The following is a 13044-nucleotide window of genomic DNA, read 5'->3' as shown; positions in this document are numbered from 1 at the left end:
ACTTATTGCAGCGCATTTCGTCATATTGTTAGAGCCTTAGCACCGCTTATATTAATACTATGAACACTGCCCCAACAGGAAAGATTAACATGAGTAAAGACGATAAATTAGCCACACAAATAGTCAGTGTCGGTCGTGAGAAAAAATTCACCAAAGGTATTATTAACCCACCCGTATTTAGAGCCTCAACCGTGGTATTTGACACCATGGATGAGATGCGTTTTGCGATAAAAAATAAAACCAATGGCGAAATGTTTTATGGCCGCCGTGGCACGCCAACCCACTTTTCATTTCAACAAGCCATTAGCGAACTTGAAGGTGGCGTAGGCACTGCATTATACCCATCAGGGGCTGGCGCAATTAGTAGCGCATTATTGTCATTCTTAAAAAGTGGCGACCATTTGCTCATGGTCGATACCGCCTATGAACCGACACGCGATTTATGCAATAAAATGCTCGCTGGATTTGGTATCGAAACCACTTATTATGACCCAATGATCGGTGAAGGCATTCGAGAGCTTATTCGCCCTAACACCAAGGTGTTGTTTTTAGAATCACCAGGTTCTATCACTATGGAAGTGCAAGATGTACCGACATTAAGCCGTATCGCTCACGAGCACGACATGATTGTCATGCTCGATAATACCTGGGCATCACCGATTAACTCGCGCCCATTTGATATGGGGGTTGATGTATCGATTCAAGCCGCGACCAAGTATATTGTCGGCCATTCTGATGTCATGATGGGCACTGCAACCGCTAATGAAAATTGCTGGGATCAACTGCGTGAAAACAGTTATTTAATGGGGCAAACCACCTCACCAGACGACGTGTATTTAGCTGCCCGCGGCTTGCGCACCTTAGGTGTACGCATGGCGCAGCACAATAAAAATGCCCTCAAAGTGGCTAACTGGTTAGCAAGTCGACCAGAAGTCGACCATGTGCGTCACCCAGCCTTTGAAACCTGCCCAGGCCATGAGTTCTTTAAGCGTGACTTTAGCAGCGGTAATGGCCTGTTTTCATTTGTATTAAAGCAAGGTGACTTAGCCTCTGTTACCGCATTTGTTGAAAACATGGCCCACTTTAAAATGGGTTTTTCATGGGGCGGTTTTGAAAGCTTGATTTTAGGCGTATTTGGCATTAGTAATATCCGTACAGCAACCCAATGGGATAGCAGTAAACCGCTGATTAGATTGCACATCGGATTAGAAGATACCGATGACTTAATTGCCGATCTTGACGCGGCTTTTGAACGTTACAATGCCGTGTTAAACAAGTAAGCTTTTTTTCAATCATTTAAAAGGACACAAATGAACTTCATCAGATTAGTGATACTCAGTTTATGCGTAGGCATAGCTTATTTCGCGTTAAGCATCGCAGCGATAGGACAGTCGGCTGCGGGCAATGTTTTTTGGTGGTTTAACATCAGCGGCTACCCCACAATTACCCATTTAGCTCAAAACTTTGTCGGGATTGGTTTGGTGGCGTTTTTTCCTGCATTTGTGATTAAAAGCTATGAGCCAGGCAAACAATGGTTAGCAATGACAGTGGTTGTTTTAGCGACCATTTTTTTACACGGTAATCTGCAATACATGCCGTGGGACCCGATGGGCATTGTCAGGTTTATTTTTAGCACTTTATTGTCCGGCGATATCGGCGCTACAGTGATGTTTTTTTATATCACCTTATTGCCAGTATTGTGGTTATTGATATTAAAACGTGCGGCACGGGTATAAGATCTTCTAAGTCATCATAAAAAAAGGCAAATAACCTGAGCTCAGGTTATTTGCCTTTTTTATTATGCGTTTACTGCGTGGTTAGTGGCTTTTGCCAGGCTGCAGTGCCGTATAGCGGCACGGTAGACAACGCATGTTTATGACTGCCGTTGGTTTCTTTGGTTGAGTATGATAAATACAATAACGTTTGATTTTCAGCATCAAAAATACGGCGCACTTTTAAGCTTTTAAATAAAATACTCAAAGACTCTTTAAACACCACTTCACCATTTTTCGACTTATCAATATCGGCTAATTCAGCATGGCTTATTGGGCCAGTTTGACGGCAACTGATGCTCATATCAGATGGGTCGGCTAAGTCTAAATTAGCCTCAATACGGCTAATATGACAAGTCACCCCTGGTATTTTAGGATCGTGTTTAGCGTCAATAATCACATCTTTGGTGGTAAATAACCCTAAGCTGACTTTACCCACATCATCGCTACAGCCACTCAGTACGACACTGCCTACCAATGTGACTAATAGCAGTGATGCCGTTTTAGACGCATCCTTTGCAAACTTAAAGCTTAATTGACTGTGCATATTATTGACTCTATTTAGTTAAATGCATATTGGGCACAACGGGTTAATCCTGCCGTTACCGAACCAAAGTGATCACCAACCACCACTTTTGCGGCAGGATAGACACTGGCAATTTTTTGGTATATCGCCGGGCTACGCGCTGTACCACCGGTAACATAAACAATATCAGGACTCCTTGGCAAAGTGCAATCTTGTTGTTGTGCCTGTGTCATCGCCGTGTTCATGGCTTGCTGCATTAGCGCTTCAACTTTAGCTAATGGGTCGCTAATGGCTTGTTCAAACTGATCTGCTGAGAGAGTGACAAACAAATCTTTTTCAATAAAATCAAGCGAGCACTGGGTGCTATCTGCGTCAGACAAACTGATTTTTGCCGCTTCAGCTTGGCGTACCACTTGATAGCTCAGTTGATTTTTTTGTACCGTTTGTAAGCGTTTTAGCAGTTGTGGTTGTTCAGCCTCTTTTATCATCGACTCAACCAATTTACGCGACGCTAAACTGACAAAATCACGTTGGGCACTAATGTCGTTCACCGACACCGCATTCCAAAATGGCGCTCTTGGCATAGGTTTGCCGTTAGTCATTAAGGTATCTGCGCCAAAACTCGGCATTAGGCCTGTCATCGCCAGCGCGATATCTAAATCATTACCGCCAATACGTTGGCCAGAGTGGCCTAAACAATCTTGAGTGCGATCGATATTGTTACTGTGCGAAGGACCCATCGTGACTACTGAGCAATCCGTTGTGCCACCGCCAACATCGACCACTAATACGGTGTTATCACTGTCTAGGGTTGACTCAAAATCCATCCCTGCGGCTAGCGGCTCAAACAAAAATGTCACTTCAGTAAACCCTGCACGTGATGCCGCAAGACGTAAAATGGTTTCAGCTTGCTGGTTACTGTCTTCGCCGCCTATGCCTTGAAAGTTTACCGGCCTACCAATAACAGCATGGGTTGCCGCTGGCAACGACTTTTGCTGTAAGGCTTTATCTGCTAGCGATTTCACGTGTTGCATCATCAAGGTGACAATGTCTTCAAACAAACCAATTTGATCTGGACGCAGGCCATTAGCGCCTAAAAATGATTTTGGCGAACGGACATAAAATCCTTCTTCAGGCATTTCAAGGTATGCATCAATGGCGGCCTGGCCCACAAACACGGCTTGTTCATTGGGCATTAAGTCCAATTCATGGCGCATTTGCTTAGCACGCATTAATTGCGAGCTACGAAGGTGAGAATATTCCGCTTTTAAAGGCTCAGATAAACCTTGATAAACCGCCTCAGCAATCAGCTCGCGGTCCATAGCATATAAGGTTGAAGGCATAAAATCAGAATCGGCGGATAGTGGTAGTAACGTTACCGCATCGTCAATCATTACCCCTATCGCACAGTTGGCACTGCCATAATCAAATCCAACAAACATTGGCTTACCTTCAGTCGTCTAATCGAAAAAAGCGCTCAAAATAGCACACTTATGGCGCTTGCTAAACCATTTATACGGGGTTAATGTTTTCTTTGCTCAAATACTATAAATAAATTCTAAATATGAAGTGTTTATACCATTTCCATTAATTATGTGACCAATCAGAGTCACTCAGATTGTTCAGTTTGAGGCGCATTGTTGAAATAATGGTTATTCCCTTCTAAGACAATGCAACAAAGAAATGGACAGTCTGAGTGCCTCCTACAAGGCGGGTTTCTGTACCTTCTATGCTGCTTAATAGCATTTTGACGTACGACTGCATGGATGCAGGAGGTAGAGCAACGCAGGAGCAGTTGCCGAGAGCAACTATGCCTACAATTCTATTACTTGCCTAGAAGGCACAGAACTCCCGCTGAATGACCAGATAATTAGTGGAATTGGTATTACAATACTGCACTACATTCGTTATCTCTGGTCGTTGGCATTCAACGACGACAAAGCAATACCAATAACATCAAAAAAAAGCCCAATCGTTACCGATTGGACTCATTTTAAATAAGGCTTATTGGGCGTTATTTGTTATTCGCTTTCTCTTGTGCTTTACGCTGGGCTTCTTTTTGCTGACGACGTGCTTCAATCACTTGGTTTACATCGCTGCCGATATGCGCTTCACCGCGTTGTTTAGCGAGTTGCACTTGGCGCTCACGCTCAATAAAACGTTGGCGCTGCTCTGCAGGGATCTTATCAACACAATGCGGACAACTTACACCTTGTACATAGGCTTCAGAAAGTTTCTCTTCTTCGGTAATCGGCATACGACATGCGTTACATTGATCGTATTGGCCTTTCTCTAGGCTGTGATTAACCGCCACGCGATTATCAAACACAAAACACTCGCCTTCCCACATGCTTTGCTCTTGGTCTACTTCTTCAAGATACTTTAAAATGCCGCCTTCAAGGTGATACACCTCATCAAAGCCTTGTTCTTTTAAGTATGCAGTTGATTTTTCGCAGCGAATACCGCCAGTACAAAACATCGCCACTTTTTTATGTTTGGCAGGATCTAAATTCTGTTTTACATATTCAGGAAACTCGCGAAAAGTTTCTGTCACTGGGTTAACGGCATTTTTAAAGGTACCGATTTTCACTTCGTAATCATTACGGGTATCAACCAAGATCACATCGGGATCAGAAATAAGCGCATTCCAGTCTTTAGGCTTAACATAAGTGCCAACCACTTCACGCGGGTTAACGCCTTCAACGCCCATGGTAACGATTTCTTTTTTAAGCTTCACTTTGGTGCGATAAAATGGCATTTCAGCATCGAATGACACTTTAGTCACAATGTGATCTAAACCTGGTTGAGTATCTAACCAGCTCAATAAGGTATCAATACCTTTCTGAGTGCCAGCCACCGTACCATTGATACCTTCTTGTGCGAGCAATAAGGTGCCTTTAATCTCGTTCTGTTCCATTACCGTTAATAATGGCTGACGAATCGCTTCAAAATGAGGTAATGCCACAAACTTGTATAACGCGCACACCACTACCTGTTCAGGCTGGGCTTGGTCTTTAATCATATCTTGCATCAATAATAACTCCGCTGGCTGGAACTTAATTTCCAGTGCAAATACAGCCCGCGCATCGTGCGCAGACTCTAAAAAACGGCCGAAAGTATACCTAAGTCACACTTAAAACACACTCAAAAATTAGATTTGACATGAAATCCGCCGTAAACTGTGTTTTTAAAGTGGTTGTGGTTAACGCACTTTTAGTCACGGTAATCCACATTGCTCATTATTTATCACTGTTATTACTATTTAAAAAGTTGCTTTATGAATTCAGCTATTTTGTATACTTTTCGTCGTTGTCCTTATGCCATGCGAGCACGTATTGGGTTACATTTAAGCCAGTTAAACCCTAACGTGCGCGAAATTGAACTCAAAAATAAACCGCAAGAGATGCTTACCGTATCAGCAAAAGGTACTGTGCCAGTGTTGATCACCGCTGAGCAGCAGGTGATTGCAGAAAGCATTGAAGTAATGCAATTTTCCTTGACTCAACACCCAGACCCAAGCTCGCCCTGGTTAACGCCCGGGGCTTATCAAACATTACTTGATGAGATACCAAAGCCACAAACAATGGCCTGGGTACATGCTAATGACAATGACTTTAAGCCCTGGCTAGATAAATACAAATACGCTGACAGGTTCCCTGAACACAGCCAAATCTGGTATCGCCAACAGGCAGAAGTGTTTTTGCAGGTATTAGAAGATAAATTAGCTCAACAAGCGTACTTATGTGCAGATAGCCCAACATTGGCTGACTTTGCCACTTTTCCGTTTATCCGCCAATTTGCTAATGTCGAACCGACATGGTTTAACACCTTGCCTTATCCGAAAGTGAGTCAATGGTTAACAACATTAGTAAATAGTGCGTTATTTCAAGCCGTCATGCATAAGTACGCATTATGGTTACCAGAAAAAAACATGATGCTCCTCAAACAATCGCAACAACAAAATGTAAAAGTCATACCTTTGTGTAAAAATTAAAAAAATTATGAATATTTAATGATTTACTGACTATTATTCTGTTTAATTTTGCAGTAAATTAGCGATGTAAGAATGAATTGCAGAGTTGAAAGCGGATTTTCGAATTTTTTACTGCAGAATTTTACATTTAGCCAAGTCATTGCTGGAACGCAAAGGAACATGACATGAACAATATGGATATTACGTTAGTCTTTATGCTGATCGCCTTGCTGATCTTGCACATCCACTTTTGCTATCGTGCTTTTACCACTAAAGCCCATATCAAAAATGCCCAACGTTTTCTGTGGTCCATGTTAAGCCTACTTATGGGCCCACTTGGTTACTATGTTTATCAAAACCTCATCCCACTCGATTTTTACGAATAGATTTATTTTAAAGTATTGCTTTGGTGTTCAGCCAATAAACGTCTGATTGTTTCTTGTACCAATCCGCATTAATACATTACTGAACAAAGCTTATTATCCACCTTCTTGTTGTCCCGGCAGTGCTTTTTAGTCGGGATCCAGGTGTTTGTACTTTTGTACATATGACTTACTGCCACAAACGTCGTAGCGTTTTGCACAGACCAGATAATGAATCTTTTTATTAATAAAGTTAGTTAACACCCTTCTTGTCGTCCCGGCAGTGTTTATTAGCCGGGGTTGCTGTCTTTAAGGTCTGCAGTAGTATTCATCTGATAAAATCATAATAATATAACTGCAGACTCTTATTCGCTTAATTACTCCAACAGCCTTATTACAGACACTACACTTTAAATTGGTCGACAAGATCTTGTAAACTTCGGTTAGCGTTCTGGAGAGCTTTTGCATGATCCCCTGATGTTTTACCGTGGCCGTGCAGATCCATAAGCATACTTCTGATCGATTCCATGCTTCGGTTGATCTCTTCCGCCACCTGACTTTGTTCATTTGCCGCGGTCGCAATTTGAACACTCACATCATCCACTTTTGAAACAGCGTTTTGCATAGTCGCTATCCCCTCTGTGACATCATTCGTCAATACCGATGTAATTTGGCATCGCTCTCGGGTTTCTGACATTGAGGTAACGGTTGTTTCAACACCACTTTTTAAGTTATCCAGCATCTGTGCGACTTCAGCGGTACTATCTTGAGTTTTTGCGGCAAGATTACGCACTTCGTCAGCAACAACAGCAAATCCACGACCCAACTCACCTGCTCGAGCGGCTTCAATGGCCGCATTTAGCGCAAGTAAGTTAGTTTGTTCGGCAATACCACGTATCACTTGCAATACGCCCTCAATCGAAGATGCGTTATCTTGCATCTTGCCAACATTTGCAGAAGTTATTTCAACATTTTGCATTAGCTCACCAACACTAATAGTTGCTTTACGTGCAGAATCTCCCGAGTTCAAAGCTTCGCGCTGTGCTGAATTGGTAATTTCTGTGCTCTGATTAGTATATCCAGCAACTTCCTGTGCTGAAGAACTGAGTTCGTTAACAGCAGTAGCAACCATGTCTGTTTCTTTAACATGTTGATCCAATATGATCAGTGTTTCTTCAGTTAAAGCTGTCATCGCGGTAATCTGTTGGTTACAAACAAGGTTGGCTTCAATGACATTTGTGATTAGATTTTGTAAATAGGAGATAAAGTTATTCATCGATTCAGAAACAGCATCCAACTCGTCTTCTCCTTTAATCGGTAGCCTAATACTAAGATCTGCATCACCCGCTGATAGCGTATCTACATTTTCCTTAAGTGCCTTAAATCGATTACCCAAACTCGTAAATGCATAAAGCAGCACGCCTAATAAGAGAGCGACCATTGGAAGTTGAATCACTGCCAGAGTCGACATGATCTCTTGTGTTTGCATAGTAAGTAAACTTGTTGGTTTAGCGACTGCGATTAACCAAGGAGTCCCGACGACCTCTTGAACTAGAAGAATGTGCTCTTCATCATTTTGCTCAAACTCCTTCCTAAACTCTGAAGTTTTTAAAGCATTATTTAGCGCTAAAGCCAATGGGTAAGACTGATCAGATAGATCGGTTAAAATAACGTTTTCATTGTTGAGAACTTTATTAGTACTTAGAATTTTCCCATCCGCTTCAACAATCAAGATTTCTGCATTAAGCTCACGCTCTTTATCTGCCACTAGTTCATTAAAAAATCCAAGTGTTACATCAACGGTAGAGACCCCATATAGAGAGGTGCCTTCATAAATACCCATTGCACAGTTTGTACGAGGCTCAATACTGGCACCATCTTTGTAAGCATTAGCCCAGACACATTGACCTTTAGGCGCGTTCTGGCCAGCCTTATGCCAAGCTTGAGTGAAATAGTCAGGTGCTTCATCACTATTCCAATAAGTGTTTACGACTAACTTACCGCTTGTGTCTCTATGGTAAAATGAACTTGCTCGGTCAACACCGACAATCCTCTTGTTTGGCATGGGCCAAATACCACCTCCAAATACCAATTGATTACCGTACTGGTCTACCAAATGAGGTAATAAAGAATCAATTTGCGTACTTTCGAGGTTTGGAATAAGTTGAGTAGTCGCTCGTTGTTGAGACTGAACAGCAGCAAGAATTAGCTTAATTTCGGTAGCAATATCTTTAACCGCAAAACTCAGGCTTTTTTCTTCTTCAGCTTGTAGAGCAGGTTTTACCCAATGTTGTATGCCTATCGTTGTGAGGATACTAATTAATACAATAAAGGCCACCAGCACAAGGCTATATCTTTGTTTGATTGTTTTCACGCGCATTGAACTTCACCTTTTATTGAGTCATTCAGAGTTATAAATAATAGCAACTAAAGCTTAGAATGTGGTTATGACTCATTGCATTTGTTATTTGTCGCATCATATTGATCACAAAAATGAATAAATCTGCTGAAATTAAATAAACATGGATCTGTTGATACTAGGGTTTAACATTTGGGCTGGGTGGCCATGTTTTGTATCGGGCTTGTTCAACACTTGGGATAGGACGCGGCTTCGCGCGGCCTATCCTTATTTGTTATGCGTATTTTCCGATGATGCCAAAAAGCTCATCGACAGTGTATGCAGTATAGTCCGGCTTGCACTCCCAAGATTCTGGTGCTGAACGACTGTAAGCTGCTGCCACAGCAATTACCCGAGCTTTACTACCGAGTTTCGCTTGCAGGTTACGCGCAAATTTAACGTCGGCTTCATGGTCTCCGATATATATTAAACACTGACTATTCGTATGACCGAAAATTGAATCAATGCACTTAAGACCACCAAATGCATCAGGTTTTTGGTTACCGCTTGAAACATCGTCATACCCTACAATAGCCTTGAATGGTCCTGCTATCGAATTGCTCTCCAAAAAACGGCGAATATTGTTTTGCGAATTCTGCGAACAAATACCATGAGGAAGATGAGAAAATTTAGTGACTACGTCTTTGATGCCTTCAAATAGCATGACTTCCGTAGTATTTTTCTCTTGGTGTTCCGCCCACATACCTCCAGCAATCAACATTTGCTCATGTGTTAACCCATAGTAGTCAACGTAAAGCTCTTGCCAATTTTTGGCACCATGGTTTGCTTGATGGTATGACTCTTCATCACGCAAATATTTGGGCAAAAAGTCTCCTGTTAAATGTGGGGCAACAATAGATAAGATCGCTTTTGTAATATCAATATTCTTAGGAACTGAATTTACAAGGGTTCCGTCATAGTCCCACAACACCGCATCTAGTTTCATTTTTACCTCTACCCTGAAACACTGAACCTGAACATACAATTTAAGCCAAAATGAAAAATATGCATAACGAACCTGTAAAATTTCTATTTTAGAAAAAGTAGCCTCAAAATTTATTATAAATTGAGCCTCAAATTGCGTTTGTACGTGAAATCTGAAGCAATAATCCATCATAAAATGGATCTTACGGGCTGTATAAACACAAAAATCATCCGCTACTTTAAACTTTGGAGTAATTCTACAGCCTCAGCACCACGCTAAGCGGCGCAAAATTGTTGGTTAAAATAAGCGACCGAGAAGTAAAAACCAACTGTTTTTTGTCCTTTTAAACACTCTTAAAGATGCAAGCCAAGGTTATGCTGCTCAAAGACTTTGCGTTTAACTCACCGAAGCTTGCTGGTGATATTGGTTTTACCGACGTACTGCATACCCACAGCCGACGGCGTGATTTGCATCCGCATATTCACTTTATTATTCCAGCGGGCAGTTTTAACAAGAGCCAACAGCACTAGAAAAAGAACAAAGGCAAATACCTGTTTAACGCCTTTAACCTCGCCAATGTCTGGCGCGCACGTTTGCTGGAACATTTGACAAAACGTAATCTCACACTGCCAACCTCACTACTGAAAAAGTGGGTAGTAGACTGTCAACATGTGGGTAAAGGCTTGCCTGCGTTGCAGTATTTATCACGCTATCTTTATCGTGGCGTACTGCCCGACAAAAACATCAAAAGCCATGTTGATGGTCTGGTGAGCTTCGAGTATGAAGACAGCCAAACCAAATCGAAGAAAATTCGTACACTAGCCGTCATAGAATTTCTCTGGTTAATACTGCAACACGTATTACCGAAGGGATTAAGACGAGTAAGAGACTATGGATTACTCAGAGGTAACGCCAAAAAGCTCAGGCTACAAATACAGCTTATGCTGGCCGTAGCTGGGGCAACCTTTTCAATCATTCCCGAGATAAAGCGCAGGTTAGCAACGCGCAGTTGTCCTTGTTGTTAGCAACCAATGCGCTTTATGGGCATAGTGGCACGACCGACGAACGTAAAGACCTCAACCTAATGTTGAAAATGATAATAAGAATAATGGCTTAAGTGAATACCGTGGAGGATTAATTTAACGCACAGAAATAAATAGAGTTAAACAATTAGCAAAGGGGCTAAGGTCGCTTGCTGGCTACAGAAAAGTTGCCAAATAACCATCACATCAAACAGCGCGTTTTCTCGAGATGTTATTTACATAATAAAGAGTCGCTCTCAGCTGTTCGGGCTTGTTCAACACTTGGGATAAGGACGCGGCTTTGCGCGGCCTATTCTTATTTGTTATGTGCGCACTTTAACCAGTGATAAGTATTTATCATCGCATTCTGAAAAGAGTGTAAATGGATTCATACTATTACCAAAGTTTTGGATGACCAAAGCATCACCATGTATTAAAGCACTGACTTCTATTTTTGAATTCCCGACCGATTTTGAAGCGTATAACCCTGAAAATGTAATTTGTTGACCTGTTTTTACAAAGCGCCCCATAGCAGTACGAGTATCTATTGTAACTTTGTACTCAAACTGACCGTCTTCTTGTGACAAACCAACAACTATATTGCATGATGTAGGCACAGAACTTTGATAGTAAATAAAACTTGGCTCTGGCGACATAGTACAGCCTGTAAACAAAAAAAGACAAGCGAATAGACAAAGTGATTTTTTCAAGTGAGCTCCTAGCACCTAACTTTTAAATAAGGGGCGCAGGCATGTGGGCTAAAACCCGAACGAAGTGAGCAGCCCACATGTTTGCGCCCCAGCCTGCGCAGCAGGCGAACTTAATTTTTTTGTTATATGGCATCTAATTCGAAGAGTTAGACTTGTTGAGCGTTGACAGCAAAACCAATGCTAGACCAATTCCTAACCCAATTGTTACACCACTGGCCAAGTCTGAGCTCATACCGAGTATACTTTGAGATTCTCTTACCGATGAAATCCAGAAAGACAATACGAAAGTGGCGCTAATGATAGCTGGCATAAGAATAATTTTACTTTTTTTAGACATACTATTTCCCTATCTATATACATCAAATATTAGTGTTGAAAGTAACAGTGGGAAAAAAGCCACCCATAATTTGTACAAGTAACTTAACTCGTTTTAATTGCTTTGGCGAGGGTTATGTTTGATGTACTCAACTATTTAATTTCAATCGATATGGCCAAATCATTAGCGTTAAATAAGTGAGTTACCTGTCACCTAAGAAATCCTGCACAACAGAAAAAGTGGGTAGTAGACTGTCAACATGTGGGTAAAGGCTCGCCTGCGTTGCAGTATTTATCACGCTATCTTTATCGCGGCGTACTGGCTGACAAAAACATCAAAAGTCATGTCGATGACAACGTGAGTTTCGAGTATGAAGACAGCCAAACAAAGTCGACAAAAGTACGCACATTACCTGCCATAGAATTTCTCTGGTTAATACTGCAACACGTATTACCGAAGGGATTAAGGCGAGTGCGTGACTATGGATTACTCAGAGGTAACGCCATAAAGCTCAGGCTACAAATACAGCTTATGCTAGCGGTTGCTGGGGCAGCGTTTCCAATCATTCCTGAGATAAAGCGCAGATTAGCGACTCGCAGTTGCCCCTACTGTCAGCAACCAATGCGCTTTATGGGCGTATTGGCACGACCGACAAATTTACGGATCACAACCTAATAGTAATGGAAAATAATAAGGATAATGGCTTAACTGAATACCCTGGAGGATTAATTTAACGCACTGAAATTAAGAGAGTTAAATAATTAGCAAATAAGCTAAGGGAGGCTTGCTGACTACAGAAAAGTTACCCGATAACGATTACATCAAACAGCGCGGATTCTCGAGCTGTTATTTACATAATAAAGAGTCACTCTCGATGTTCGGGCTTGTTCAACACTTGGGATAAGGACGCGGCTTCGCGCGGCCTATCCTTATTGTATGGATAATAACTAAGTAATTTGGGTAAAGTGAGACCCAAGTGTAACCATCCCTTATATCGATCATATTTTGAGAGAGTTTTCCTCATTTAATCGCTCATACAT

The 13044-nt window shown here is 41.7% G+C and carries 10 protein-coding genes and 2 pseudogenes; 6 read left to right on the top strand and 6 right to left on the bottom strand.

Features of this window, described 5'->3' with window-relative positions:
* The first annotated feature begins 89 nt into the window (after window positions 1-89).
* Both IEY42_RS02095 and IEY42_RS02090 read left to right on the top strand, forming a co-directional pair.
* Window positions 90-1280 carry a cystathionine beta-lyase gene (locus IEY42_RS02095; RefSeq protein WP_188923725.1) on the top strand — a complete coding sequence of 397 codons (1191 nt, stop codon included), beginning with the start codon at window positions 90-92 and terminating at the stop codon, window positions 1278-1280.
* A 30-nt stretch (window positions 1281-1310) separates the two neighbouring features.
* Complete coding sequence (locus IEY42_RS02090; protein ID WP_188923724.1) at window positions 1311-1736, top strand: hypothetical protein; 426 nt, start codon at window positions 1311-1313, stop codon at window positions 1734-1736.
* A 70-nt stretch (window positions 1737-1806) separates the two neighbouring features.
* Here the strand turns inward: IEY42_RS02090 and IEY42_RS02085 are convergent, their stop codons facing one another.
* The 3 genes from IEY42_RS02085 to trhO form a co-directional block, all read right to left on the bottom strand.
* Window positions 1807-2319, bottom strand: a complete 513-nt coding sequence (locus IEY42_RS02085) for a CreA family protein (protein ID WP_188923723.1) — start codon at window positions 2317-2319, stop codon at window positions 1807-1809.
* 14 nt (window positions 2320-2333) lie between these two features.
* Window positions 2334-3740 (bottom strand): molecular chaperone, encoded by a 1407-nt coding sequence (yegD, locus tag IEY42_RS02080; RefSeq protein WP_188923722.1) that lies wholly within the window; start codon window positions 3738-3740, stop codon window positions 2334-2336.
* 572 nt (window positions 3741-4312) lie between these two features.
* Window positions 4313-5320 (bottom strand): oxygen-dependent tRNA uridine(34) hydroxylase TrhO, encoded by a 1008-nt coding sequence (gene trhO, locus IEY42_RS02075; protein ID WP_188923826.1) that lies wholly within the window; start codon window positions 5318-5320, stop codon window positions 4313-4315.
* A 255-nt stretch (window positions 5321-5575) separates the two neighbouring features.
* On the opposite strand from trhO, the gene IEY42_RS02070 reads away from it, so the two are divergent.
* Window positions 5576-6292: a glutathione S-transferase gene (locus tag IEY42_RS02070; protein ID WP_188923721.1), complete on the top strand. Its 717-nt coding sequence runs from the start codon at window positions 5576-5578 to the stop codon at window positions 6290-6292.
* A 164-nt stretch (window positions 6293-6456) separates the two neighbouring features.
* A complete protein-coding gene (locus IEY42_RS02065; protein ID WP_188919877.1) occupies window positions 6457-6657 on the top strand; it encodes a hypothetical protein in 201 nt (66 codons plus the stop codon).
* Window positions 6658-7036: 379 nt separating this feature from the next.
* Here IEY42_RS02065 and IEY42_RS02060 read toward each other — a convergent pair whose 3' ends face one another.
* Both IEY42_RS02060 and IEY42_RS02055 read right to left on the bottom strand, forming a co-directional pair.
* The gene (locus IEY42_RS02060) at window positions 7037-9013 is read right to left on the bottom strand and encodes a methyl-accepting chemotaxis protein (protein WP_188923720.1); all 1977 of its coding nucleotides are present in this window, start codon (window positions 9011-9013) and stop codon (window positions 7037-7039) included.
* Window positions 9014-9266: 253 nt separating this feature from the next.
* A complete protein-coding gene (locus tag IEY42_RS02055; protein ID WP_229779875.1) occupies window positions 9267-10148 on the bottom strand; it encodes an HAD family hydrolase in 882 nt (293 codons plus the stop codon).
* A 185-nt stretch (window positions 10149-10333) separates the two neighbouring features.
* Between IEY42_RS02055 and IEY42_RS02050 the strand changes: the two are divergent.
* Window positions 10334-10981, top strand: a pseudogene (locus IEY42_RS02050) (IS91 family transposase); the annotation flags it as partial.
* A 320-nt stretch (window positions 10982-11301) separates the two neighbouring features.
* Here IEY42_RS02050 and IEY42_RS02045 read toward each other — a convergent pair.
* Window positions 11302-11688 carry a hypothetical protein gene (locus IEY42_RS02045; RefSeq protein WP_188923719.1) on the bottom strand — a complete coding sequence of 129 codons (387 nt, stop codon included), beginning with the start codon at window positions 11686-11688 and terminating at the stop codon, window positions 11302-11304.
* Window positions 11689-12229: 541 nt separating this feature from the next.
* Between IEY42_RS02045 and IEY42_RS02040 the strand changes: the two are divergent.
* Window positions 12230-12679: pseudogene (locus tag IEY42_RS02040) on the top strand (transposase); the annotation flags it as partial.
* Window positions 12680-13044: the final 365 nt, after the last annotated feature.

The sequence above is a fragment of the Shewanella algicola genome (assembly GCF_014648035.1).
Lineage (GTDB): Bacteria > Pseudomonadota > Gammaproteobacteria > Enterobacterales > Shewanellaceae > Shewanella > Shewanella algicola.
The sequence above is the reverse complement of the archived record's forward strand: the minus strand, read 5'-3'. Positions and strand labels throughout refer to the sequence as shown.

Excerpts from the sequence above, each read along its gene's own strand:
- IEY42_RS02065 (WP_188919877.1), top strand. The coding sequence starts at position 6,457 with ATGAACAATATGGATATTACGTTAGTCTTTATGCTGATCGCCTTGCTG.
- IEY42_RS02095 (WP_188923725.1), top strand. The coding sequence starts at position 90 with ATGAGTAAAGACGATAAATTAGCCACACAAATAGTCAGTGTCGGTCGT.
- yegD (WP_188923722.1), bottom strand. The coding sequence starts at position 3,740 with ATGTTTGTTGGATTTGATTATGGCAGTGCCAACTGTGCGATAGGGGTA.
- IEY42_RS02060 (WP_188923720.1), bottom strand. The coding sequence starts at position 9,013 with ATGCGCGTGAAAACAATCAAACAAAGATATAGCCTTGTGCTGGTGGCC.
- IEY42_RS02085 (WP_188923723.1), bottom strand. The coding sequence starts at position 2,319 with ATGCACAGTCAATTAAGCTTTAAGTTTGCAAAGGATGCGTCTAAAACG.
- IEY42_RS02055 (WP_229779875.1), bottom strand. The coding sequence starts at position 10,148 with ATGATGGATTATTGCTTCAGATTTCACGTACAAACGCAATTTGAGGCT.
- IEY42_RS02090 (WP_188923724.1), top strand. The coding sequence starts at position 1,311 with ATGAACTTCATCAGATTAGTGATACTCAGTTTATGCGTAGGCATAGCT.
- trhO (WP_188923826.1), bottom strand. The coding sequence starts at position 5,320 with ATGATTAAAGACCAAGCCCAGCCTGAACAGGTAGTGGTGTGCGCGTTA.
- IEY42_RS02070 (WP_188923721.1), top strand. The coding sequence starts at position 5,576 with ATGAATTCAGCTATTTTGTATACTTTTCGTCGTTGTCCTTATGCCATG.